A 22413-nucleotide genomic window follows, 5' to 3' on the forward strand; every position below is an offset into this window, starting at 1 on the left:
GTCAACTAATACCTTCATTTCCCCAAGCCCCTGAACAGGGCATGTAACTCCAGAGTGGCCGGACGAATCTGCGCAGTAATTGTTCGTTAACGCTCCGTGTCCCCAACATGTGGGACGGGCGTCCCGAAACTGCTCCCGACCTCCGCGCTTGACCACAGGGCCCGGCATTGGCAAGGTTTTGCAGGCTTCGCGCACACCGTACGGCACACCAATCCCGTCCCTCCACTGAGGACGGATGAGCGGCGGTGATCGGGGGTAACCCGCGCCGCACCTGGAGGACTGAGTTGAGCCCCATCCGCTCCGCGAGCATCGCGGCGCTCGCATCGGCCGTGCTGGCCACCACCCTCACCGGCTGCCAGTTCGGCGGGGAGCAGCAGGACACGACCCCCATCGTGATCGCCGCGGACCTCGAACTGTCCGGGGCCTCCGCGCCGATCGGCAAGGTGTATCAACGGGCACTGGAACTGAAGGTCGAGCAGTTGAACGCCTCCGGCGCACTGGGCGGCCGGAAGATCGAGCTCAAGGTGAAGGACAACCGCTCCGACGCCGCGGAATCGTTGCGCAACATCAACGATTTCAGCGCCGACTCCCGGGTGAGCGCCATCATCATGGGCGGTTGCAACGAATGCGCGACCGGCGCGGTCCGGACCATCGGTGAGAAGCGCATTCCGACGATCGCACTCGCCTCCTCCGGCGCGATCACGGAACCGGTCGCCGAGCGGCGCTACGTCTTCAAGCTGGCCCCGAACGCGGCCGACAGCGCGGCGGCCCTCACCACCGAGCTGAAGCGTCGCCGGCTCGACAAGGTGACGGTGCTGCACAGCGCCGACGGCTACGGCGAGGAGGGACTGTCCGCGCTGCGGAGCGAGTTCGGCAAGGCCGGCCTCGACCTGGTCCGGGCGGAGGCGGTACGCACCACCGACACCGACGTCAGCAGCCAGGTCGCCGCCCTGGTCGACAAGAAGCCCGACGCGGTGGTCGTCTGGACGCCGCCGGAGCAGGCGGCCCTCGCCGCGGCCGCCGCCCGGCAGGACAGCTTCGCCGGTTCGCTCTTCTTCGACGCCTCGGCGGCCGGCGACCTCTTCCTCGGCGCCTCGTCCCGCTCGACCGAGCGGGCGACGCTGATCTTCACCCAGACCATGGTGATCGACGACGTCATCGCCACCACCCCGGCCAAGGCGGCCCGCCGGCAGTGGTTCCAGGACTACACCGCCCGCTACGGCGGCTACAACGGGTTCTCCTCCTTCGCTGCCGACGCCGTGCAGCTCATCACGGACGCCGAGCTGCGCTCCGGCGCCGAGCCGGGCACGGTGAACCGGGACGCGCTGCGCGACGTCCTGGAGACCTCACAGCTCGACGGGCTCACCGGCCCGATCCGGATGACCCCGGACAACCACTCCGGGCTGATGCCGCAGGCGTTGACGACGCTGGTCGCTCGTGGTGGTCGCTGGCGATTGGCTGGCTAGTCGCTGTGGGGGTGTCGGCCCCGGCACCACCGGCTCCGGGCGGTCAGGCTTGATCCCTCCGCCGGTTGGGCCGGGGCCGACACCTCGATGGGCGCCCGCCATCCGTCCGTTTCTGTGGACCTCGCGGCTCTACTGTCGACGGTGAGTTCCTGTCAGCGGGCTGAGGTGGTGGCTTTCACCCAGGGGAGGGCGAGGCGTTCGACGAGGGTGAGGGCGGAGTAGAGGACGATGCTCATGACCGCCACCAGGACGATCGCGGCCCACGCCGTGGCGGTGTCGCCGACGCCGTTGTACTGGAGGATCTGGTAGCCCAGGCCGGGCTTGTCGGAGTAGAACTCGCCGATCACGGCGCCGATCGCGGCGAGCGGCATGGCCACCTTCAGCCCGACGAAGATCTGCGGCAGGGCGGCCGGGAAGCGCACCTTGCGGAACGACTGCCACCAGGACGCGTTCCACGAGCGGGCCAGCTCGGCCAGGTCGGCCGGGGTGGTGGTCAGCCCGGTCGCGGTGGAGAGCACGATCGGGAAGAAGCAGAGCAGGAACACCATGGTCAGGATGGGCTTCTGCCCCCAGCCCACCGCGACCACCAGCAGCGGACCGAAGGCGATCTTCGGTACCGCGTTCACCGCCACCAGCAGCGGCGCGAACATCCGCTCCACCCGGTTCGAGGCGGCCAGCGCCATCCCGATCAGCACGCCGGCCACCGACGAGAGCAGGAAGCCGAACACCGTCGTCCAGACGGTGATCCCGAGGGCCGGCAGCAGGACGTGCGCCGCACCGGTCAGCCCGCTCCACACCGCCTGCGGCGGTGGCAGCACCGCCGGGTGGATCAGGTGCAGCCCCGAGCTGACCAGCCACCAGGCCGCCACCGTGATCACCAGGCCGCACGCCGGCAACACCACCGCCGACGGGCGTAGGCCGAATCGGGGCGGCGCAGCAGCCGGTGTCGACGCCCCCGGCCGGGTTCCGGTCATCTGCGCCAACGTGTCCTCCTCTCTCGGCCGGCCGACGGCCGGCACGCGAAGGGGGTGCGTCCCACCGCGACCCGGTGGGGCGCACCCCCGTTGTCCGAGCCGACCGGTCAGGCCTTCGGCGCGAGGTTGAAGTCGATGATCTGGTCGGGGGTGAGGTTGCCCTTGAGCGCGCCCGCGCCCTGGAGCAGGGCGATGCTCTTGGCGACCCGGCCCTGGTCCAGGGTGCCGAGCGCGGTGCCGGAGTTGCTGGACCGGACGTACGCGGCCATCAGCTGGAGCTCGGCGGCGGCGGCCTGCGGGTTCGCGGCGTCCACGTTCTTCTTGAGGATCTGGCCGGCCTCCTCCGGGTGGGCCAGCGCGTACTCCAGGCCCTTGAGCAGCGCCGCGGTGAAGCGCTTGACCATCTCCGGCTTCTCCTTGGCGATCTTCGTGGAGGTGATCAGCGCGTTGCCGTAGAGGTCCTGCATCACGTTGCTGTAGGGCAGCACGACCGGCTTCTTCTTGGTCACCGCCTCGACCGTCGGCTGGCCGACCACGAACTGGCCGATGCCGTCGACGGCGCCGGAAGCCAGCGTGCCCATCAGGGTCTGCGGCTGACCGTTGACCCAGGTCACCTTGCTGGCGTCGACGCCGGCCAGCTTGGCGTACGTCGGGAAGAGGTTGCGCACGACGGAGGTGGGGGTGTCGGCGAGCTTCTTGCCCTCGAGGTCCTTCGGGGTGGCGATGTTCTTGCCCTCGACCGACACGATGGCGGCCATGGTGCGCTGCTGGATCGCCGCCACCGCGACGAAGTCCTTGGCCTGGCCGTTGCCGAACTGGAGGATGCCACCGGTCAGGTCGATCGGGCCGAAGTCGGCCTGGCCGCTGGTGACCAGGCCGATGACCGAGCCGGTGCCCTCACCGGGCTTGATGTCGACGTCGAAACCGGCCTCCTTGAAGAAGCCCTTCTCCTTCGCCACCCAGGCGTACGAGTCACGGCCGAAGTTGCCGAACGAGGTGAGGTAGGTCACCTTTTCCAGGGCCGCACCACCGGCGGCCTTGGTGTCCCCGGACTTACCCGAGTCGCTGCTGCAACCCGAGACCAGGGCGAGGGCGGTGGCCAGCGCGGCGGCGGCGACCGTACGGGTCAGCCTTCTCATCAGTGCACCATGTCCTTTCCGACCAGGCCATGTTCGCCCGGACGGGTCGTGGGTCCGACGGGGCCGACAGGAAGGGGCAGCCGACCGGACCGTCGTGAGGGGACTCTTCGCGCGCAACAGCGTACGAGAAGCGCAGCGCGACGATGCCCGGGCGTACGGTTGCGGAACGGAAACGAAGTTGCCTGACGGAAAGTGGACTGACGTCCACCCCGGACGGTGCTATAAGGAGCGACTCCCGCTACGCTAGCCCGGCTCGCGTTCAGCACGCGGAAGGGAGCCGGCGGCGAGATGATCCGACTGTCCGGGGTGTCCCGCACCTTCGACGGCCGCTCCGGCCGCGTCGAGGCGCTGCGCGGCATCGACCTCGACGTCGCCGAGGGCGAGTTCGTCGCCGTGCTGGGCCGGTCCGGTTGCGGCAAGTCGACACTGCTGCGCATGATCGCCGGCCTGCTACCGGTCACCGCGGGCGAGATCACCGTGGCCGGTACGCCGATCACGAAGCCGCGCCGCGACATCGCCATGCTGTTCCAGCGGCCCGCGCTGCTGCCCTGGCGTTCGGTGCTGGACAACGTCCTGCTGCCGGTCGAGATCTTCGGCTGGAGCCGGGCGAAGCACCGCGACCGGGCCCGCGCGCTGCTGGAGATGGCCGGCCTGGGCGGCTTCGAGAAGCGCCTGCCGCACGAGCTCTCCGGTGGCATGCAGCAGCGGGTCTCGCTCTGCCGATCACTGATCGGCGAGCCGCGCGTGATGCTCATGGACGAGCCCTTCTCGGCGCTCGACGCGCTCACCCGCGAGGAGCTCTCCGGCGAACTCCAGCGCGTGCACATGGAGACGAAGGCGACCATCGTCTTCGTCACCCACTCGATCGACGAGGCGGTGCTGCTCGCCGACCGGGTCGTCGTGCTCAGCCCGCGGCCCGGCCGGATCCGCGAGATCGTCGAGGTCAAGGTGCCCCGGCCGCGCACGCTGGGCCGCCACGCGCACCTCGCCGACGTGGCCCGGATCAGCGCCGAATTGCACGAACTGCTGATGGAGCGGGACGCCCCGGTCGGCGTACCCGCGCCGGCCGGACCGGCGGAGCCGACCGAGCCGACGGAGGAGCCGGCGCCGGCCGGCACGGGAGGACAGTGAGCATGCGGGTTTCCGTCTTCACGGAGCCGCACCGCGGGGCCAGCTACGACGACCAGCTCCGGTTCGCCCGGCGGGTCGAGGAGACCGGCTACGAAGGCTTCTTCCGGGCCGACCACTACCGGGCGATGGGCGACGAGCCCGGGCTGCCCGGCCCCACCGACGCCTGGCTGACGCTGGCCGCGCTGGCCCGGGAGACCTCCCGGATCCGGCTCGGCACCCTGGTCACCTCGGCCACCTTCCGGCCGCCCGGCCCGCTGGCCGTGATGGTGGCCCAGGTCGACCAGATGAGCGGCGGCCGGGTCGAGCTGGGCATCGGCGCCGGCTGGTACGAGCGGGAGCACACCGCCTACGGCATCCCGTTCCCCGGCGTCGCCGAGCGGTTCGACCGGCTGGCCGAGCAGCTCGAGATCGTCACCGGGCTGTGGCGCACCCCGCCCGGCGAGACGTACAGCTTCAAGGGCGAGCACTACCAGCTCCTGGACGCGCCCGCGCTGCCCAAGCCGGTGCAGCGGCCGGGGCCGCCGGTGATCGTCGGCGGGCGCGGCCCGAAGCGCACCCCCGAGCTGGCCGCCCGGTACGCCGACGAGTTCAACATGCCGTTCAAGACCGTCGCCGAGACGGCCGCCGCCTACCAGCGGGTACGCGAGGCGTGCGAGCGGACCGGACGGAACGGGTCGGGACGGGTGCCCCTGGTGCTCTCCGCCGGCGTGGTGGTGGCCATCGGCCGGACCGACGCGGAGGCGCAGCGCCGGGCCGCCCCGCTGCACGTCAAGAGTGCCCTGCCGCCGGAGGACCCGGTGGTCGGCTCCCCCGCCCAGCTCGTCGACCGGCTGGGCGAGTTCGCCGCGATCGGCACCACCCGGGTGCACCTGCGCCTGATCGACTTCGATGACCTCGACCACCTGGAGCTCATCGCCGCCGAGGTGCTCCCCCAACTGGACGGAACCCGATGACCCACCTCTCCCCCGACGTCGAGCTCGGCCCGGTGGGCCAGGAGATCGTCTACGAGAACGACCGGGTGCGCGTCTGGCACATCCGACTGGAGCCGGGCGAGCGGCAGCCGCTGCACCGGCACGACCACCCGTACCTGGTGGTGGCGATCCAGGGCGCGAAGAACGTGGTGCAGACGATCGACGGCACGCAGATCGACGCCGACGAACCGACCGGCGGGGTGGTCTACCGCGACCCGGGCGCCGTGCACATGCTGACCAACGTCGGGGACACCACCTATCTGGCCCGCCTGGTCGAGTTGAAGTAGGCACTGCTCACGCCGCTGCTCCGTAAGGAGTGGCAAGTGGCGATCGACGGCACCGGGCCGTAACGTGCCCGACATGGCCTTTCGGACGTGGGGCAGACTGCTGCTCACGGCGCTCGGGGTGAGCGTGCTGGCCGGGGCCGGCCAGCTCGGCATCGCGTACGGCTTCGGCGTCGTACGCCTCGACGGCGTGTTCGCCGACGGTTCGGTCAACCGGTGGCCAGCCCAGCTCGCCTGGGTCGGCTGGTTCGCCGCGGTCGCCGCCGTGGCCGGTACGGTGCTCACCGAACGCCTCGCCCGCCGGGACGGTTTCCCGGGTGGCACCACCGAACAGCTCGCCGTGGCCGGCGCCGCCGCGCTCGGCGCGATCGTGGTCGCACCGCTCTGCATGCAGCCCGCCCGCGCCGCCGAACTCGGCGGCACCGTCGACCCGGTGTGGGCGGTGGGCATCTGCGCGATCCTCGGCGCGGTGGTCGGGGCGGGTGCCTCTATCGCCGTCCTGCTCAAGCCACCGTTCGGGTGGAACATCGTGCTGACCGCGGCCGCCGTCTGGCTTCTCGCGCTGCTCTCCGTCGTGCCGACGGTGGCCTCGGCCCGCCCGCTGCACACCGTACGCCTGGGGGTTCTCGAACCGTCCTGGCTGGACGCCGGGGCGGCCCAGCGCCTGGCCATGCTGATCCTGCCGACGGTGTCCCTGCTCGCCGGCGCGGCGGTCGGCGGGCACGCCCGCCGCCGTGGCCACCTGCCCCTGGTCGGCGGGGCGGCCGGGGCGGCCGGGCCGGTGCTGCTGGCCTTCGCGTACCTGACCGCCGGGCCCGGCGACGCCGCCGACCGCTACCAGCTCGCCCCCTACTACGGCGCGCTGATCGCGGTCGCCGCGGGCGCGCTCGGCTCGGCCGCCACCGCGGTGCTGCGCCGGCCGGCCACCGCGGCCGGGTCCGACGCCATCGAGCCCACCGACATCCTCCAGCCGCTGCCCGCGTCGCCCGCCGTCCCCGGCACCCCGGCCGCCGGCTCCTCGGCGCTCGCCACGCGGCCGGCCCCCGACGGCACGGACGAGGCGGCGGCCCCGACCATCGGGCCGCGAGAGGCCGGCCGGCACACCCCCGCCCACTGGGACTGGCCGGTGCCCGCCGGTGTCACGCCGACGTCGGTACCGACCGGCCGGGCCCACCGGGACGAGGTGCGCCCCGGCCCGGACATCCGCCGCGACGACCTGGTCGCCGAGGACGAGCGGACTCCGACCGGCCGGTCCGACGAGCCGGCGCCGGCCAGCCTGTTCGGCGGCGCGGCACCGGACGAACCGGTGCGGACCGGCCGGCACGGCGAGCCGGGCGAGGACGGACCGACCCGGGCCGGCCTCAGCGGTGAGGCGGACGCCGACGAGCCGCCTTCCGCCGGGCGGGACACCGAGGACCTGATGCGGTCCCTGCCCGTGCCCGGGCTGCTGCCGCCCGGCCGGCGGACCGCCGCGATCGACGTGCTGGCTGCCGGTCGGCCGGTCGGCCAGCCGCCGGTCGAGCCGACCGGTACCGCCCCCGCCGCGGACGCCACGCCGGCCGGGCGGCGCGACCGGGAGCAGCAGGACGCCGGGTCGACGCCGGACCGCGCCGCGCGACGGCTGCCGTCGTCGCCGGAGCCGGGTCCGGCCGCGCCGGCGGCGGAGCCCGCACCGACGGGCGCACCGGTGGCGGAACAACCCACCGCTCCGGCGGCCGAGGTCGCCACGGGGACCACCGCCGTACCCCGGTACCGCCGACAGCGACCGGCCTCGCCCGCGGCCGGTGGCGCCAGCGGCACCGGCCGGGAGCCGGCCCCGGCGACGTCGGCCACCGGCCCCGAACCGGCGCGATCCGAGGCGCCCACCACGGAGGCCCCGGTGGTCGAGCGCCCCGCGCCGGCCGAGCCGCGCCCGGCCGGCCGGTCCAAGCGCCCGCGCAAGGGTCGGACCAGCCCGGCCACGGAACCGATCGCGACGGCGACGCCCACCGAGCCGGCCGGCTTCGCCGGCGCGCCGCTGCCCGACGAGCCGCCGGCGGCGCCGGTCGCCGGGCGGCCGGACGCCACCAGCGACGGTTCACCGAGGGAGCGCACCTTTTTCCTGGACCCGGAACCGGTCGACGCCCCGACATCGCCCCGCCCACGCTTCCCGATCTTCGAGGACGTGTCGGACGGCCCGGGCAGCGTCCGGCCCGCCTGGCCGATCGCGCCCACGTCGAACCGGCCGGTCAACCCCCGCGACAACGGCGGCGCCCCGGACGGCACCAGCGGAGACGACGGCACCCCGACCGAGCCGGCCCGGGTCGAGCCCGCGCCGCGCCCCCGCCACCGCGCCCTGCCGGACCTGAGCCGGGGCAGCGGGTGGGACGCCCTCGCCACCGCCAGGCACGCCACCCCCACCGCTGGGGAAGACCCGCAGTCCGGCGAGGACGGGCGGCAGGCCGCGCACGCCGCAGCCGGAACGCCGGCCGCCGACGACCCGCACCCCGGGGAGCAGGCGACCATCCCGGGCGACGCGGACGACGAGCCCGGCAACGGGAAGGCGAAGCAGCGGCGAGGCCTGTTCCGGCGCAACCGGGCCAAGGAGACCAAGGAGACCAAGGAGATCAAGGAGGCCGAGGCGCCCGCGGCCGCGGCGCTGACGCGGGACGAGGAGTACGTCGACTGGGTCGCCGGCCTCGCCTCGGACGAAAACCCCGACGACGCCCATACCCTGCGGACCGGCCGCCACCACCGCGACTGACCTCCGGGGCGGGCCGACGGTGTGACCGGCCCGCCCCGGAGCGGGTCAGGCCAGCGGCAGGTAGACCCGCGCCCCGGCGGAGACGAACTCCTCGGACTTGTCCTTCATCCCCCGCGCGGCGTAGTCCTTCAACTCCTGCGTGATCTTCATCGAGCAGAACTTCGGCCCGCACATCGAGCAGAAGTGTGCCGTCTTCGCCGGCTCGGCCGGCAGCGTCGCGTCGTGGTACGACCGCGCGGTCTCCGGGTCCAGCGAGAGGTTGAACTGGTCCTCCCAGCGGAACTCGAAGCGCGCCTTGGAGAGCGCGTCGTCCCAGGCCTGCGCCCCCGGGTGCCCCTTGGCCAGGTCCGCCGCGTGCGCCGCGATCTTGTACGCGATGACGCCCGCCTTGACGTCGTCCCGGTCGGGCAGCCCGAGGTGCTCCTTCGGGGTCACGTAGCAGAGCATCGCGGTGCCGAACATGCCGATCATCGCGGCACCGATCGCCGAGGTGATGTGGTCGTACGCGGGCGCGATGTCCGTGGTCAGCGGGCCGAGCGTGTAGAACGGGGCCTCGTGGCACCACTCCTGCTGGAGGTCCACGTTCTCCTTGATCTTGTGCATCGGCACGTGACCCGGGCCCTCGATCATCACCTGGACGTCGTGCTCCCAGGCGACCTTCGTCAGCTCGCCGAGGGTCCTCAGCTCAGCGAACTGCGCCTCGTCGTTGGCGTCCGCGATGGAGCCCGGCCGCAGCCCGTCGCCGAGCGAGAAGGTCACGTCGTACCTCGCCAGCAGCGAGCAGAGCTCCCGGAAGTTGGTGTAGAGGAAGTTCTCCTCGTGGTGCGCCAGGCACCAGGCCGCCATGATCGAGCCGCCCCGGGAGACGATCCCGGTCACCCGGTCCACGGCGAGCGGCACGTACGGCAGCAGCACCCCGGCGTGCACGGTCATGTAGTCGACGCCCTGCTCGGCCTGCTCGATGACGGTCTCCCGGAACACCTCCCAGCTCAGCTTCACCGGGTCGCCGCCGACCTTCTCCAGCGCCTGGTAGATCGGCACGGTGCCGATGGGCACCGGCGAGTTCCGCACGATCGCGTCGCGGGTCTCGTGGATCCGCTTGCCGGTGGACAGGTCCATCACGGTGTCCGCGCCCCACCGGGTGGCCCAGGTCAGCTTCTCCACCTCCTCGGCGATCGAGGAGGTGACCGCCGAGGTGCCGATGTTGGCGTTCACCTTCACCAGGAACGCCTTGCCGATGATCGCCGGTTCGCACTCCGGGTGGTTGACGTTGAGCGGCAGCACGGCCCGCCCGGCCGCGATCTCGTCCCGGACGAACTCCGGCGCCACGCCCTCCCGGATCGCCACGAACTCCATCTCCGGCGTGACGACGCCGGCCCTGGCGTACGCGAGCTGCGTCGGGCGCTTCCCGTCCACGCCGGCCAACGGCGTTCCGGCGCCCCGGACGGGCGCGACGTCGCCGCGCGCGGCGATCCACGGCCCCCGCAGCGGCGGCAGCCCGACCTCCGGGTCGGACCCGGGGCCGGAGGTGTCGTAGAGCCGGACCGGCGGGTTGTCCCCGGCCAGCCCCACCTCGGCGAACGGCACCCGGAGGTCCGGCCGCGACCCCTCCACGTAGACCTTGCGTCGTGCCTGCATGACAGCCTCCCTGATGGTCAACAGGACCAGCCGAAGTGGTCCAGCGGGCCGCGTCCCGCGCCCAGCTCCCAGTGCCGCGCGCCGGTCAGCGCACGGGTCACGTACTCCTTGCCGGCGGCGACCGCGACCGGCACCGGATCGCCGGCCGCCAGCCGCACGGCGATGGCCGCCGAGAACGAGCAGCCGGTGCCGTGGCTGTGCCGGGTGGCCACCCGGGGCCCCCGCAGCAGCGTGGTCGTCCCCCCGCCGACCAGCACGTCCACCGCCTCGCCGCCGGCGTCCACGTCACCGCCGGTGACCACCACGTGCGCCGGACCGCCGGTCGCGAGGGCCTCGGCCGCCGCGACCATCTCCTCGACCGTGGTCACCGGGCGTCCGGTCAGGGCTGCGGCCTCCGCGCAGTTCGGCGTCGCCACCTCGGCGTACGGGAGCAGCCGCTCGACCGCCTCCACCACGCCGAGCCGGTGTCCACTGCTGGCGACCAGCACCGGGTCGACGACCAGCCGGGGCAGCCGGCCCGCCTCCGCCGCCTCGGCCACCGCGTCGGCGACCGCCGGGGTGCCGAGCATGCCGGTCTTCACCGCCCGTACCGCGAAGTCGCCGAGCACGCTGTCGAGCTGGTCGCGGACGGTCTGCGGGGGCAGTGGCAGGACGGCGCCCACGCCCCGGGTGTTCTGCGCCGTGACGGCGGTGATCACGCTGGTGCCGTACGCGCCGAGGGCGGCGAAGACCTTGAGGTCGGCCTGGATGCCGGCGCCTGCGCCGGAGTCCGATCCGGCGATGGTGAGGATGGTTGTGGGGGTCACTGTTCCCCTTCGGTGGTTGCGCTTTGGGGCTGCGGCCGACCGTGCCGGCTTCGCGGCACCGGGCCGACCGCCTCTTCGAAGGCTCTGCCCAGCGTGGTGGCGGTCTCGGTGAGGTCTTCGGCTCGCATGAGCGCGCCGAGCACCGCCACCCCTGCCGCACCTGCCTCGACGCATGCTTCGACCTGATCGGGCGTCTCGATGCCGCCGAGCGCCAGGACCGGGACGGGGCTGACTCGGACCAGCCCGGCCAGCCTGGTCGTGCCGAGGGGTGGGCCGTAGCCGGGTTTGGTTCTCGTCGGGAATACCGGCGAGAGGGTGGCGTAGTCCTCGGTGGTGAGACGCGCGAGTTCCGTGGCGTCGTGGCAGGAGCGGCCGACCAGGCCGACGGGCGGCGGTGGATAGGGGCCGGCGGCGGGCAGGTGCACGGCATCGCCGTCGAGCGGGTCGGGGCCGGCGACGATCAGGGTGCCGCCTGCCTCGGCGAGCACCGCGCGCAGCTCGACGGCGAGGGCGAGACGCTCGGCGCGCGGCAGGTCCTTCTCCCGCAGCACCACGAACCTGACTCCCCCGGCCCCCACCCCCGCGACCACCTCCGCCAGTGGCCTACGCGCCACCCGCCGGTCCGTCAGCAGCACCACCCCCGACGGCACCGGACTGCCGGACATCGTGGACGATCGCGGCCCGTCGAGGGGCCACTCGCTGCCACGACTCAGCTCGGAAGCCGCGACCTGCGGCACGCCGGTCACAGGTCGGGCCGTCCGTCGTCGGGGGTGGAGGCGAGCGCGTGGAAGCGGCGGGCGATCCGGCCCGCCCCGTACGCGTGCCGCCCGGCCGCCACCGCGTACCGCATGGCGGTGGCCATCGCCACCGGATCCGCCGCCCGGGTGACCGCACTGGCCAGCAGCACCGCGTCGCAGCCCAGCTCCATGGCGAGCGCCGCGTCCGAGGCGGTGCCGATGCCGGCGTCGAGGATCACCGGCACGTCCACGCACTGCCGGATCAACCGGATGTGGTGCGGGTTGCTCACCCCCAGCCCGGAGCCGATCGGGGCGCCGGCCGGCATCACCGCCGCGCAGCCCACGTCGGCCAGCCGCCGGGCCAGCACCGGATCATCCGAGGTGTACGGCAGCACGGTGAACCCGTCCTCGACCAGCTCCTCCGCCGCGCGCAGCAGCTCCACCCCGTCGGGCAGCAGGGTGCGCTCGTCCCCGATCACCTCCAGCTTCACCCAGTCGGTGTCGAACGCCTCCCGGGCCAGGTGGGCCACCTTCACCGCCTCGGCGGCGGTGCCGCAGCCCGCCGTGTTGGGCAGCAGCCGTACGCCACACCGGTCCAGCAGGTCGAGCAGGCCGCCGGCGGTGCCCGGGGCGGTGTCCACCCGGCGCAGCGCCAGCGTCACCAGCTCGGTCCCGGAGGCGCGGATCGCCTGTTCCAGCACGTGCAGGTTGGCCGCGCCGCCGGTGCCGAGGATGAGCCGGGAGCCGAACGTGACCCCGCCGAGTTCGACGGACACCGCGCTCACCCGCCCTGGGCGGCGCTGAGCACCTCGACCCGGTCGCCGTCGCGCAGCACAATCGCCGGCCAGCCGCCGCGCGGCACCACCTCGCCGTTCACCGCGACGGCCAGGCCGCGCTGCTGGTCGGTGACGGTGCGGACGACGTCCGCGACGGTCGTCCCGCCGGGCACGTCACGCCCCGCACCGTTGACGGTCAGTTGCACGTCTCCTCCTCGCTGGCGGATGCGGTCCGGTCCGTGCCGGCGAACCGGTCGGGGGTGAACGGGGCGAGCAGCCGGTCCGGCTCGCCGGTGACGATCAGCTCGGCGACCAGGTCGGCGGTGACCGGGGTGAGCACGATGCCGTGCCGGTGGTGTCCGGTGGCGGCGAGCACGCCGGGCCGCCCGGGCAACGCCCCGAGGATCGGCGCGTTGTCCGGCGTACCGGGGCGCAGCCCGGCGGACGCCTCGACCAGGTCGTACTCGGCCAGCTCGGGAACCAGGTCCACGGCGGCGCGGAGCAGCCGGAGCACCGCCCCGGCGGTCACCTCGGTGTCGGTGCGCTCCTCGACGGTCGCCCCGACCACCACCTCGCCGCTGTCCCGGGGCACCAGGTAGACCGACTCGCCGTCCGCGTACCCCCGGATCACGTGCCGGAAGTCCGGCGCGCCGCGACCGGGCGCGCGGAGCCGGAGCACCTGGCCCTTCACCGGCCGGACCGGAAGGCCGGTGAGCGCCGCCGCGCCGCAGCCGGCGGCGACCACGGTGACCGGCGCGTCCAGCTCGGACAGCTCACGGACCGCGCCCGGCCGCCACCCCACGCCGGCCCGCTCGGCGGCGGTCCGCAGCGCGGTGACCAGCCGGCGCGGGTCGACCTGGTGGTCGCCGGGGGCGACCGCGCCGCCACGGACCCGCGGGGCCAGCGCCGGTTCGCGGTCCCGCAGCGCCGAGGGGCGCAGCGGCGTGATCGGCAGCCCCAACCCCTGCTGGTACGTCCAGAGCCGGCGCGCCTCGGCCAGGTCGTCGGCGGTCAGCCCGACCACCAGCGTGCCGTCGGTGCGGTACCCGATCCCGACGCCGGCGGCCTCCACCAGCTCGGCGGCGAAACCGCGCCAGCGGGCGGCGGACTCGGCGAGCAGGCCGGTCAGCTCGTGCTCCCCGAAGTACGCCTCGGCGACCGGCGACAGCATGCCCGCGGCGACGTGCGAGGCGCCGGACCCCGGGGCGGGATCGTGCACCACCACCCGCAGCCCGCGCTGCGCGCAGCGCCACGCGATCGCCAGCCCGACCGGTCCCGCCCCCACGATGGCGACGTCCGGCCGGGTCAGCACGCCAGCGCCTCGATCAGTTCGGCGGTCGTACGGGCGGGATCAGGGCTGGCGGAGATCGCCCCGACCACCGCCACCCCGTACGCCCCGGCGGCGCGCAGCGCCGGCACCGAGGCGGGAGTCACCCCGCCGATCGCGATGACCGGCACGGCCACCGCCCCGGCGACCGCGCGCACTCCGTCGGGGCCGATCGGGTCGGGCAGGCCGGACTTGGTGGTGGTGGCGTGGCAGGGGCCGACGCCCAGGTAGCTGGCCCCGGCGGCGACCGCCTCGGCGGCGGTCACCGGTTCCCGGGCGGTCGCGCCGAGCACGGCCGTGGCGCCGAGCACCCGGCGGGCCGCCCGCACCGGCAGGTCGTCCGCCCCGACGTGGCCGCCCGCCGCGCCCACCGCCAGCGCCACGTGCAGCCGGTCGTTGACCAGGCACGTCGCCCCGTACGGCCGGCACAGCGCGACCACCTGCCGGGCCAGTTCGTACGCCTCGCGGTCGGTGGCGTCGTCCGCCATCCGGACCTGGACGACCAGCTCGGCGCGGGCCACCGGCAGGGCGACGCGCAGCACGCCGAGCGGGTCCCGCCCCGGCCGGGTGTCGGTGATCAGATGCAGTCGTCCCAGGGACGGCACGGCAACACTCCTCCCTGCGCCGGCATTACCCGGATCAGGTTCGACGGTCGGGGGCTTCCAGCCCCCCTCTCAGCCCGGTACGCACCGGGCTCCCGTGGGTCACTTGCGGCCTACCGTACGGCGTTCCCCCGGATCCGCCAAGGGTGGGTGACACTTTTCCCACCCACCGTCCCGATTGGAGGACGGGGACAGTGGGTGATCGTCCACTCACGCCATGCTGTCCGGATGCCCGCGAAGCGGTATCGGCGGCCTGACCCGAGCAGCACGCTGCCCCGGCGCCGATCGGGACGGCACCGGGGCAGCGGACGAAGCCGGTCAGAGGATGGCGTCGAGGGCGTCCAGATCCTCGTCGGTGGGCTGCCAGGTGCCCGCCTCGGCGTTGGCGCGTACCTGTTCCGGGGTGGTGGCGCCGGCGATCACCGAGGTCACCGCCGGGCGGGCGGCCAGGCCGCCGATCGCCACCTGCAGCATGGTGAGCCCACGCTCGGCCGCGTACGCCTCGATCGCCTCGATGGTGTCCCAGTCCGCCGCCGCCAGCCGTTCGGCGTAGCGGCCGCCGCCGGAGAGCCGGCTGCCCGCCGGGGGCGCCTCGTTCCGGTGGTACTTGCCGGTGAGCAGGCCGTTGGCCAGCGGGAAGAACGGCAGCATGCCCAGGCCGAACCGCTCGCAGGCCGGGATGACCTCCGCCTCGACACTCCGCTCCAGCAGCGAGTAGTGGTTCTGCGCGGAGATGAACCGGGTACGCCCCTGGGAGGACGCGGTCCAGTCGGCGTCGGCGATCTGCCAGCCGGCGAAGTTCGAGTTGCCGAGGTAGCGGACCTTGCCGGCGCGGACCAGGTCGTCCAGGGCGGCGAGGGTCTCGTCGATCGGGGTCTCCGGGTCGGGCTCGTGCATCTGGTACAGGTCGATGTGATCGGTGCCGAGCCGGCGCAGCGACGCCTCGACCGCCCGGGCGATGTACCGGCGGGCACCCCGGGCGCCGTGATCGGGCCCGTTGAGGCCGTGCATGTCCATGCCGAACTTGGTGGCCACCACCACGTCGTCCCGGCGCCCCTTGAGCGCCTGGCCGAGCAGTTCCTCGGAGCCGCCCTGCGGCTCGCCGTAGATGTCGGCGGTGTCGAAGAAGTTGATCCCGGCGTCGAGCGCGGCGTCGACCACCGCGCGGGTGCCGTCGAGGTCGAGCTTGCGGCCGAAGTTGTTGCAGCCGATGCCGACCACGGACACCACGAGCCCGGAGTCGCCCAACCGGCGGTAGGTCATCTCAGTCACGAGATCCACCCTATGCCGCCCGCCACCGGGCCACCGGTCGAGCCCGCGGGTCCGGCTCCCCCGGGGTGAGTCGTTCACGACATCAGGTTCGTAGCGCCTCGACACCCGCCTGCCGCCCGCGATGCCACCCTCGCTCCCGGCGGCGCGCGCAGGCCGCCCGCCGCACCACGCCCACCCGGCCCAGGTCCCAGTCGAAGTCGGGCCGATGGCCGTCGATCACCCGACGTCCCAGACCGGCTCCGGGGTCTCCACCACCTCGCCGTCCCCGCGGAAGAGCACGAACCGGTCGAAGGAGCGGGTGAACCAGCGGTCGTGGGTCACCGCGATCACCGTCCCCTCGAACGCGTTCAGGCCCGCCTCGAGCGCCTCGGCGGAGGCCAGGTCGAGGTTGTCGGTGGGCTCGTCGAGCAGCAGCAAGGTCGCCCCGCAGAGCTCGAGCAACAGCACCAGGAACCGCGCCTGCTGCCCGCCGGAGAGGGTGCCGAACCGCTGGTCGCCCTGCCCGGCCAGCTCGTAGCGGGACAGCGCCGCCATTGCCGCGTGCCGGTCCATCCCGGCCCGGTGCTCGTCGCCCCGCCAGAGGATGTCGACCAGCGCCTTCTCCATCAGCTCCGGCCGGTCGTGGGTCTGCGAGAAGTGCCCGGGTCGGACCCGCGCGCCGAGGCGGATCATCCCGCCGTGCGCGACGGGCGCGAGCTTCGCCCCGTCGACCGGGATGTTGGCCGGATCGGGGTCGGTGCCGCCGCGGGCCAGCAGGCGGAGAAAGTGGGACTTCCCCGTCCCGTTCGCGCCCAGCACGGCGACCCGGTCGCCGTACCAGAGCTCCAGGTCGAACGGGTAGGTCAGGCCGTCGAGCTCGAGCTGCTCGGCGATCACCGCGCGCTTGCCGGTCCGCCCGCCGGTCAGCCGCATCCGGATGTCCTGGTCCTTCGGGGGTACGGGCGGCGGCCCGGCCTCCTCGAACTTGCCCAACCGGGTCTGCGCCGCCTGGTACCGGGAGGCCATCCCGCTGTTGTACGCGGCCTTCTGCTTGTACATCAGCATCAGCTCGCGCAGCTTCTGGTGCTCCTCGTCCCAGCGGCGGCGCAGCTCGTCGAGGCGGGCGTGCCGGGCCACCCGCGCCTCGTGCCAGCTGGCGAAGCCGCCCGGGTGCACCCACGCGCTGCCGCCCTCCACGGCGACCACCCGGTCGGCGGTCTGCGCCAGCAGCTCCCGGTCGTGCGAGACGTAGAGCACCGACTTGCCGGACTCCCGCAACCGGGCCTCCAGCCAGCGCTTGCCGGGCACGTCGAGGAAGTTGTCCGGCTCGTCGAGCAGCAGCACCTCGTCCGGGCCGCGCAGCAGCATTTCCAACGCGAAGCGCTTCTGCTGGCCACCGGAGAGGGTCCGCACCGGACGCTCCCGGGCGGCATCCCAGGGCAGGTCGAGAACGATGGTGGCGACGGTGTCGAAGAGCACCTCGGCGTCGTACCCGCCGGCCTCGCCCCAGGCGGCGAGGGAGTCCGCGTACGCGAGCTGGGCCTTGCCGGCGGCGTTGCTGTACTTGCCGCGGACCTCGGCCGCCCGCATGGCCGCCTCGGTCTCGGCGAGCCGCCGGCCGGCGTCGCGCAGCGCCGGCGGGGCGAGCGCCAGCGCCAGGTCGGCCAGCGTCGAGTCGTCCCCGATCATGCCGATGAACTGCCGCATCACGCCGAGCCCGCCGGAGCGGGCGATCGCACCGGTCTTCACCGGCAGGTCGCCGGCGACCATCCGCAGCAACGTGGTCTTGCCGGCGCCGTTGGGACCGACCAGGGCCACCTTGGCCCCCTCACCGACCCGGAACGACACCTCTGCGAAGAGCTCCCGGCCGTCCGGGAGGATGTGCCCGACTCCAGCCACGTCCACGTATCCCACGCGGGCATCCTGCCCGAGGGACACCGCCGGGCGACACTCGATTACCGGGTGACCCGCAGCACCCGGTAGCCCTTCTGGCTGGCGTGCCGCTCGACCTGCCAGCCCTGCTCGACCAGCCAGCGGTGCAACGAGTCGCCGCCGAGGTGCCGGGCGATCACCAGCCAGGCCATCCCGTCCGGGGCGAGCCGGGGCAGCCAGCGCAGCAGCAGCCCGTGCAGCTCCGCCTTGCCGATGTGGATCGGCGGGTTGGACCAGATCTGGGCGAAGGAGACGTCGGCCGGTACGCCGTCCGGCGCGACGACCCGGACCCGGTCGGCGGCGCCGACCCGGGCGGCGTTGGCGGCGGTGAGATCCCGGGCACGCTGGTTGACGTCCACCGCCCAGACGGTGGCGGACAGCGCGGTGGTGGCCAGCACGCAGGTGATCGGGCCGAAGCCGCAGCCGATGTCGAGCAGCGCGCCGGTCACGTCGGCCGCCGGCAGGTCGGCCTTGCGGAACAGCACCGCGGTGCCGGGGTCGAGCCGGTCGGCGGAGAAGACCCCGCTGGCCGAGGCGAGCGTGTAGTCGCGCCCGGCGACGGAGAATTCGACCGCCCGCGGCCGGGCGGCGGTGGTCGGTTCAGCGGTGAAGTAGTGGTCGCCGGTCACGTCGGGCATTGTCGCACCGCTCGGGCCGGGCACCGGCGACGGTGCCGCCGGGAGGGCCCGACGCCACGCTGCCGGAATTTCCCGATATTACCCTCGAAAGGGACAATCGGCCCTAGTGTGGCTCACATGGTGTATCGGTACGAGTCCGATGAGGACGCCTTCCTGGAGTACCCGAGGCCCGGGTCGGACCCGTCCGTGCCCGGTGCCGCGCCGCCTCCGCCCGCAGGCCCCTCGCCGTCCCGCTTCCCCACCCCGTCCCTGCCCCCGCCGGTCCGGGCCACCCGGCCGACCGCCGACGCCGGCCACCCGCCGGCGCCGGCCCCCGTCCCGGCCCCAGCACCGGCCCAGCCCCCGGCCGAGCACGCCGCTCCCCGGGCCGCCGTCCCGGTGCCGCAGCCGCCCATCGGCGGCGGGCCCCGCCCGCCGGAGAGCGCGGCGTTCCGGACCACCGAGCCGCTCGACCTGACCCGCACCCGCCGGGACGAACGCCGGCGTGGCGGCCGGGTCTGGCAGGCGTTGATCGGTGGGGCCGCCGTGCTGGTCCTGCTCGCCCTCTGCGGGCTGGCGGTCGCCGCCCTGCTCCGGGACCGGACCGGAACGCCGCAGGCCGGCGCCACCACCGGCCAGCCGGTGGTGGAGCAGTCCGCCGCAGCCGACGGGACCGACCTGGACTCCCGGGACACGGACCAGCTGGCGCTCACCGCCAAGGAGGTCTTCCCGGGCCGCCAGCTGGTGGTCACCGAGGGCCAGCCGGCGTACGACGTGCTCAGAACGAACTCCAGCGGCAGCTGCGCGGTCGCCGTCAGCGGCGAGATCGCCGACCTGCTGGTCCGTCTCGGCTGCAACCAGGTGGTCCGGGCGACGCTCCGCTCCTCCGACGGGAAGTACCTGCTCACCACCGGCCTGTTCAACCTCACCGACGTGGCGAGCGCGCAGCGCGCGCGGGACCGGATCCGGCAGATGCTCGACGAACGGCAGGGCCGGTTCCGGGGCATGACGGCCGGCACCGGCACCGAGGCCGTGGCGAAGGCCGCCGCCCGGATCGGCTGGCAGGTACGCGGCCACTACATCGCGTACTGCCTGGTCACCCGGGCCGACGGGCAACGGATCACGGCCACCGACGCGAAGGCCCGCGAGATCCTGTACGACCTGATCGAGGTGTACCTCAACCGGGGCGTCCTCGACCGGCGGGCGAACGGCGGGGTGGCCAGCCAGCCCACCGAGGCCCCGACGGACGGCGTCACCGGTCAGGACGGCACCCTCAACTGAGGACGCTCCGCAGCGGCCCGTCGTCCCATGAGGACGGCGGGCCGGCGTTCAGCCCTCGGCGACGGGCACCCGCAGCCGGCGGGTGAGTTCGGCGCGGCGGGCGTACCCGGCGGCGTCCTCCGGGTAGCCGACCTCGACCAGGGCCAGCCCGTGCGCCGGCGCCACGGTCACCTCGCTGGACCGTTCCCGACGGCTGAGCAGGCTCGCCGGCCACTCGACCGGCCGCCGGCCGTCCCCGGCGACCAGCATCGCGCCGACCAGGCTGCGCACCATGTTCTGGCAGAACGCGTCGGCCTGCACGGTGGCGACCAGGATCCCGTCCGGGTCCCGCCGCCAGTCCAGCCGGGTCACCTCGCGCAGGGTGGTGGCGTTCTCCTTGCGCCGGCAGTACGCGGCGAAGTCGTGCTCCCCCACCAGACCGGCCGCGGCGGCGTTCAGCGCCGCCAGGTCCAGGGGCTTCGGCCAGGCGAGGGTGTCCGTACGCCGCAGCGGCTCGGCGCCCCACCGGGCGTCGGTCACCCGGTACTCGTAGCGGCGGAAGGTGGCCGAGAAGCGGGCGTCGAACTCGGCCGGCACCTCGGTCATCGCGCGGACCCGCACGTCGGGCGGGAGCAGCCGGGCCAGCCGGCGCAGCAGCTTCCCCTCGTACTGCCGCCAGACCTCGGTCGGCAGGTCGAGGTGGCAGACCTGCCCGGTGGCGTGCACGCCGGCGTCGGTCCGGCCGGCCACGGTCAGCCCGGTCGCGGTGCCCGCGCCGAGGACCAGGTCCAGCGTCTCCGTGAGCACGCCGGCCACCGTGCGCCGGGTGGGCTGGGCGGCCCAGCCGGAGAAGTCGGTGCCGTCGTACGAGACGTCCAGCCGCAGCCGGGTCCGCTCGTCCATCTCGTACCTCCCGTTCACGCCGTCGGGCCCGGCACCCCACGAAGGGGTGCCGGGCCCGACGATGCTGCCTGTGCTCAGGCCTTCTCGTTCTCGGTGGCCTCGTCGCTGTCCTCGCGGGCGGCGGCGGTGTCACCGGAGGCCGAGACCGGAGCGTCAGCGTCCTGGTCGGCGACCTCGCTGGACTTCGGGGCCTCCTCGGCCGGGGCCAGGGCCTCGACCTTGTCCTGCTGGGCGGCCTTGCGGGCGGCGGTCTTCTTGTTCGCCTTCGGCTCGGCGACCTGAAGCTCCTCGACCAGCTCGATGATCGCCATCGGAGCGGCGTCGCCCTTGCGCGGACCGGTCTTCACGATCCGGGTGTAGCCACCGTTGCGGTTGGCGTACCGGGGCGCGATCTGGTCGAACAGGGCGTAGACCACGTCCTTGTCCTTGACGACGCCCAGCACCCGCCGACGCGCGGCGAGGTCGCCCCGCTTGGCCTTGGTGATGAGCTGCTCGGCCAGCGGACGCAGCCGCCGGGCCTTCGTCTCGGTGGTCTGGATCTTGCCGTGCTGGAACAGCGCAGTGGCCAGGTTGGCCAGCATCAGCCGCTCGTGCGCGGGGCTGCCGCCGAGGCGGGGGCCCTTGGTGGGCGTGGGCATTGTTGGTGCTCCTCAGATGTGGCGGCAGCCGGACTTAGAGCTGCTCGGTCTCGCGGTAGTCGTCGGTGTCGTAGTCGGCCTCGCCGAAGGCGTCCACGACGTGCGCCGGGTCGAAGTTCGGAGCCGAGTCCTTCAGCCCCAGGCCCATCCCGGCGAGCTTCATCTTGACCTCGTCGATCGACTTCTGACCGAAGTTCCGGATGTCGAGGAGGTCCGCCTCGGTACGCCCGATCAGCTCACCAACGGAGTTGATGCCCTCGCGCTTGAGGCAGTTGTAGGAGCGGACGGTCAGGTCCAGCTCCTCGATCGGCAGAGCCAGGTCCGCCGCCAGCTGGGCGTCCTGCGGGGACGGCCCGATGTCGATGCCCTCGGCGGTCTCGTCCAGCTCCCGGGCCAGCCCGAAGAGCTCCACCAGGGTGGAACCCGCCGAGGCCAGCGCGGTACGCGGGCCCATCGACGGCTTGGTCTCGACGTCGATGATCAGCCGGTCGAAGTCGGTCCGCTGCTCGACGCGGGTCGCCTCGACGCGGTACGTCACCTTGAGGACCGGCGAGTAGATCGAGTCGACCGGGATCCGGCCGATCTCGGCGCCCGCCTGCTTGTTCTGCGCGGCGGTGACGTAGCCCCGACCCCGCTCGACGGTCAGCTCCATGTCGAGCCGGCCCTTGCCGTTGAGGGTGGCGAGCTTCAGGTCCGGGTTGTGCACCGAGACACCGGCCGGGGGCTGGATGTCACCGGCGGTCACGTCGCCCGGGCCCTGCTTGCGCAGGTACATGCTGACCGGCTCGTCGTGCTCGGAGCTGACGCACAGCTCCTTGATGTTCATGACGAGCTCGACCACGTCCTCCTTGACCCCGGGGATCGTGGTGAACTCGTGCAGCACACCGTCGATCTTGATCGAGGTGACGGCCGCGCCCGGGATGGACGACAGCAGCGTGCGCCGCAGCGAGTTGCCCAGGGTGTAGCCGAAGCCCGGCTCCAGCGGCTCGATGGTGAACCGGGACCGGGTCTCGTTGATCGACTCTTCGGAGAGAGACGGTCGCTGGCTGATGAGCATCTTTTCTCTTCTCTTCCGGGGCGCCCGCCATATGACGCCCGACAAACTGTTCCGGTGGGGGGGGGGGGGGGGGGGGGGGGGGGGAGGGGGGGGGCGGGGGGGGGGGGGGGGGGGGGGGGGGGGCGTTGGGGGTGGGGGGGGGGGGGGCGGCGGGGGGGGGA

Annotated in this window: 22 protein-coding genes and 1 riboswitch; of the genes, 6 read left to right on the plus strand and 16 right to left on the minus strand. The window is 73.7% G+C overall.

All coding sequences use genetic code 11. The features are described 5' to 3' along the window. Positions 1-284: 284 nt before the first annotated feature. On the plus strand, positions 285-1466 hold the full coding sequence (locus ACZ6S5_RS22085; protein WP_466003215.1) for an ABC transporter substrate-binding protein: 1182 nt from the start codon (positions 285-287) through the stop codon (positions 1464-1466). Positions 1467-1618: 152 nt separating this feature from the next. Here the strand turns inward: ACZ6S5_RS22085 and ACZ6S5_RS22090 are convergent, their stop codons facing one another. Beyond that, entirely contained in the window at positions 1619-2440 is an 822-nt protein-coding gene (locus tag ACZ6S5_RS22090; RefSeq protein ID WP_466003216.1) for an ABC transporter permease, read from the minus strand. A 107-nt stretch (positions 2441-2547) separates the two neighbouring features. Continuing rightward, a complete protein-coding gene (locus tag ACZ6S5_RS22095) occupies positions 2548-3579 on the minus strand; it encodes an ABC transporter substrate-binding protein (RefSeq protein ID WP_466003218.1) in 1032 nt (343 codons plus the stop codon). A gap of 288 nt (positions 3580-3867) precedes the next feature. Between ACZ6S5_RS22095 and ACZ6S5_RS22100 the strand changes: the two genes are divergently transcribed. The 4 genes from ACZ6S5_RS22100 (at position 3868) to ACZ6S5_RS22115 (ending at position 8708) form a co-directional block, all read left to right on the plus strand. Further along, the gene (locus tag ACZ6S5_RS22100; protein ID WP_466003219.1) at positions 3868-4710 is read left to right on the plus strand and encodes an ABC transporter ATP-binding protein; all 843 of its coding nucleotides are present in this window, start codon (positions 3868-3870) and stop codon (positions 4708-4710) included. A 2-nt stretch (positions 4711-4712) separates the two neighbouring features. Further along, positions 4713-5663 (plus strand): LLM class F420-dependent oxidoreductase, encoded by a 951-nt coding sequence (locus tag ACZ6S5_RS22105; RefSeq protein ID WP_466003221.1) that lies wholly within the window; start codon positions 4713-4715, stop codon positions 5661-5663. Continuing rightward, on the plus strand, positions 5660-5968 hold the full coding sequence (locus ACZ6S5_RS22110) for a cupin domain-containing protein (RefSeq protein ID WP_466003223.1): 309 nt from the start codon (positions 5660-5662) through the stop codon (positions 5966-5968). The genes ACZ6S5_RS22105 and ACZ6S5_RS22110 overlap by 4 nt, the downstream gene beginning before the upstream one ends. A gap of 73 nt (positions 5969-6041) precedes the next feature. Next, positions 6042-8708, plus strand: coding sequence for a hypothetical protein (locus ACZ6S5_RS22115; RefSeq protein ID WP_466003225.1), 2667 nt, complete (start codon positions 6042-6044; stop codon positions 8706-8708). 45 nt (positions 8709-8753) lie between these two features. Here the strand turns inward: ACZ6S5_RS22115 and thiC are convergent, their stop codons facing one another. The 11 genes from thiC to ACZ6S5_RS22170 all read right to left on the minus strand — a co-directional run bounded on the left by thiC (position 8754) and on the right by ACZ6S5_RS22170 (position 18406). After that, positions 8754-10346, minus strand: coding sequence for a phosphomethylpyrimidine synthase ThiC (thiC, locus tag ACZ6S5_RS22120; RefSeq protein WP_466003227.1), 1593 nt, complete (start codon positions 10344-10346; stop codon positions 8754-8756). 17 nt (positions 10347-10363) lie between these two features. After that, on the minus strand, positions 10364-11152 hold the full coding sequence (gene thiD / locus ACZ6S5_RS22125; RefSeq protein WP_466003229.1) for a bifunctional hydroxymethylpyrimidine kinase/phosphomethylpyrimidine kinase: 789 nt from the start codon (positions 11150-11152) through the stop codon (positions 10364-10366). After that, the gene (locus ACZ6S5_RS22130) at positions 11149-11817 is read right to left on the minus strand and encodes a thiamine phosphate synthase (protein WP_466003252.1); all 669 of its coding nucleotides are present in this window, start codon (positions 11815-11817) and stop codon (positions 11149-11151) included. The genes thiD and ACZ6S5_RS22130 overlap by 4 nt, the downstream gene beginning before the upstream one ends. Positions 11818-11894: 77 nt before the next feature. Then, the gene (locus ACZ6S5_RS22135; RefSeq protein ID WP_466003231.1) at positions 11895-12674 is read right to left on the minus strand and encodes a thiazole synthase; all 780 of its coding nucleotides are present in this window, start codon (positions 12672-12674) and stop codon (positions 11895-11897) included. After that, the gene (thiS, locus tag ACZ6S5_RS22140; protein WP_466003233.1) at positions 12671-12871 is read right to left on the minus strand and encodes a sulfur carrier protein ThiS; all 201 of its coding nucleotides are present in this window, start codon (positions 12869-12871) and stop codon (positions 12671-12673) included. The genes ACZ6S5_RS22135 and thiS overlap by 4 nt, the downstream gene beginning before the upstream one ends. Then, on the minus strand, positions 12862-13977 hold the full coding sequence (gene thiO / locus ACZ6S5_RS22145; RefSeq protein ID WP_466003235.1) for a glycine oxidase ThiO: 1116 nt from the start codon (positions 13975-13977) through the stop codon (positions 12862-12864). The genes thiS and thiO overlap by 10 nt, the downstream gene beginning before the upstream one ends. After that, positions 13971-14597: a thiamine phosphate synthase gene (thiE, locus tag ACZ6S5_RS22150; protein WP_466003237.1), complete on the minus strand. Its 627-nt coding sequence runs from the start codon at positions 14595-14597 to the stop codon at positions 13971-13973. Before thiE ends, thiO begins: the two co-directional genes overlap by 7 nt. Beyond that, positions 14592-14702: riboswitch (TPP riboswitch) on the minus strand. It overlaps the preceding gene by 6 nt. Positions 14703-14912: 210 nt before the next feature. After that, complete coding sequence (locus ACZ6S5_RS22155; RefSeq protein WP_466003239.1) at positions 14913-15875, minus strand: aldo/keto reductase; 963 nt, start codon at positions 15873-15875, stop codon at positions 14913-14915. A gap of 73 nt (positions 15876-15948) precedes the next feature. Next, positions 15949-16086, minus strand: a complete 138-nt coding sequence (locus ACZ6S5_RS22160; RefSeq protein ID WP_466003241.1) for a hypothetical protein — start codon at positions 16084-16086, stop codon at positions 15949-15951. After that, positions 16083-17759, minus strand: coding sequence for an ABC-F family ATP-binding cassette domain-containing protein (locus ACZ6S5_RS22165; RefSeq protein WP_466003243.1), 1677 nt, complete (start codon positions 17757-17759; stop codon positions 16083-16085). Before ACZ6S5_RS22165 ends, ACZ6S5_RS22160 begins: the two co-directional genes overlap by 4 nt. Positions 17760-17800: 41 nt before the next feature. Then, the gene (locus tag ACZ6S5_RS22170) at positions 17801-18406 is read right to left on the minus strand and encodes a class I SAM-dependent methyltransferase (protein ID WP_466003254.1); all 606 of its coding nucleotides are present in this window, start codon (positions 18404-18406) and stop codon (positions 17801-17803) included. 126 nt (positions 18407-18532) lie between these two features. On the opposite strand from ACZ6S5_RS22170, the gene ACZ6S5_RS22175 reads away from it, so the two are divergent. Continuing rightward, positions 18533-19675: a hypothetical protein gene (locus ACZ6S5_RS22175; protein ID WP_466003245.1), complete on the plus strand. Its 1143-nt coding sequence runs from the start codon at positions 18533-18535 to the stop codon at positions 19673-19675. Positions 19676-19723: 48 nt separating this feature from the next. Here ACZ6S5_RS22175 and truA read toward each other — a convergent pair whose 3' ends face one another. The 3 genes from truA to ACZ6S5_RS22190 form a co-directional block, all read right to left on the minus strand. Then, positions 19724-20557: a tRNA pseudouridine(38-40) synthase TruA gene (gene truA / locus ACZ6S5_RS22180; protein WP_466003247.1), complete on the minus strand. Its 834-nt coding sequence runs from the start codon at positions 20555-20557 to the stop codon at positions 19724-19726. 74 nt (positions 20558-20631) lie between these two features. After that, positions 20632-21195, minus strand: a complete 564-nt coding sequence (gene rplQ, locus ACZ6S5_RS22185) for a 50S ribosomal protein L17 (protein ID WP_466003248.1) — start codon at positions 21193-21195, stop codon at positions 20632-20634. Between the two features lie 34 nt (positions 21196-21229). Further along, the gene (locus ACZ6S5_RS22190) at positions 21230-22252 is read right to left on the minus strand and encodes a DNA-directed RNA polymerase subunit alpha (RefSeq protein WP_007073009.1); all 1023 of its coding nucleotides are present in this window, start codon (positions 22250-22252) and stop codon (positions 21230-21232) included. Positions 22253-22413: the final 161 nt, after the last annotated feature.

The organism is Micromonospora sp. NPDC051924, assembly GCF_055586005.1.

Coding starts and splice junctions, on each gene's coding strand:
- ACZ6S5_RS22105 (WP_466003221.1), top strand. CDS start 4,713: ATGCGGGTTTCCGTCTTCACGGAGCCGCACCGCGGGGCCAGCTACGAC.
- ACZ6S5_RS22115 (WP_466003225.1), top strand. CDS start 6,042: ATGGCCTTTCGGACGTGGGGCAGACTGCTGCTCACGGCGCTCGGGGTG.
- ACZ6S5_RS22175 (WP_466003245.1), top strand. CDS start 18,533: ATGGTGTATCGGTACGAGTCCGATGAGGACGCCTTCCTGGAGTACCCG.
- ACZ6S5_RS22095 (WP_466003218.1), bottom strand. CDS start 3,579: ATGAGAAGGCTGACCCGTACGGTCGCCGCCGCCGCGCTGGCCACCGCC.
- ACZ6S5_RS22110 (WP_466003223.1), top strand. CDS start 5,660: ATGACCCACCTCTCCCCCGACGTCGAGCTCGGCCCGGTGGGCCAGGAG.
- ACZ6S5_RS22090 (WP_466003216.1), bottom strand. CDS start 2,440: ATGACCGGAACCCGGCCGGGGGCGTCGACACCGGCTGCTGCGCCGCCC.
- ACZ6S5_RS22130 (WP_466003252.1), bottom strand. CDS start 11,817: ATGTCCGGCAGTCCGGTGCCGTCGGGGGTGGTGCTGCTGACGGACCGG.
- ACZ6S5_RS22190 (WP_007073009.1), bottom strand. CDS start 22,252: ATGCTCATCAGCCAGCGACCGTCTCTCTCCGAAGAGTCGATCAACGAG.
- truA (WP_466003247.1), bottom strand. CDS start 20,557: ATGGACGAGCGGACCCGGCTGCGGCTGGACGTCTCGTACGACGGCACC.
- ACZ6S5_RS22100 (WP_466003219.1), top strand. CDS start 3,868: ATGATCCGACTGTCCGGGGTGTCCCGCACCTTCGACGGCCGCTCCGGC.
- rplQ (WP_466003248.1), bottom strand. CDS start 21,195: ATGCCCACGCCCACCAAGGGCCCCCGCCTCGGCGGCAGCCCCGCGCAC.
- thiC (WP_466003227.1), bottom strand. CDS start 10,346: ATGCAGGCACGACGCAAGGTCTACGTGGAGGGGTCGCGGCCGGACCTC.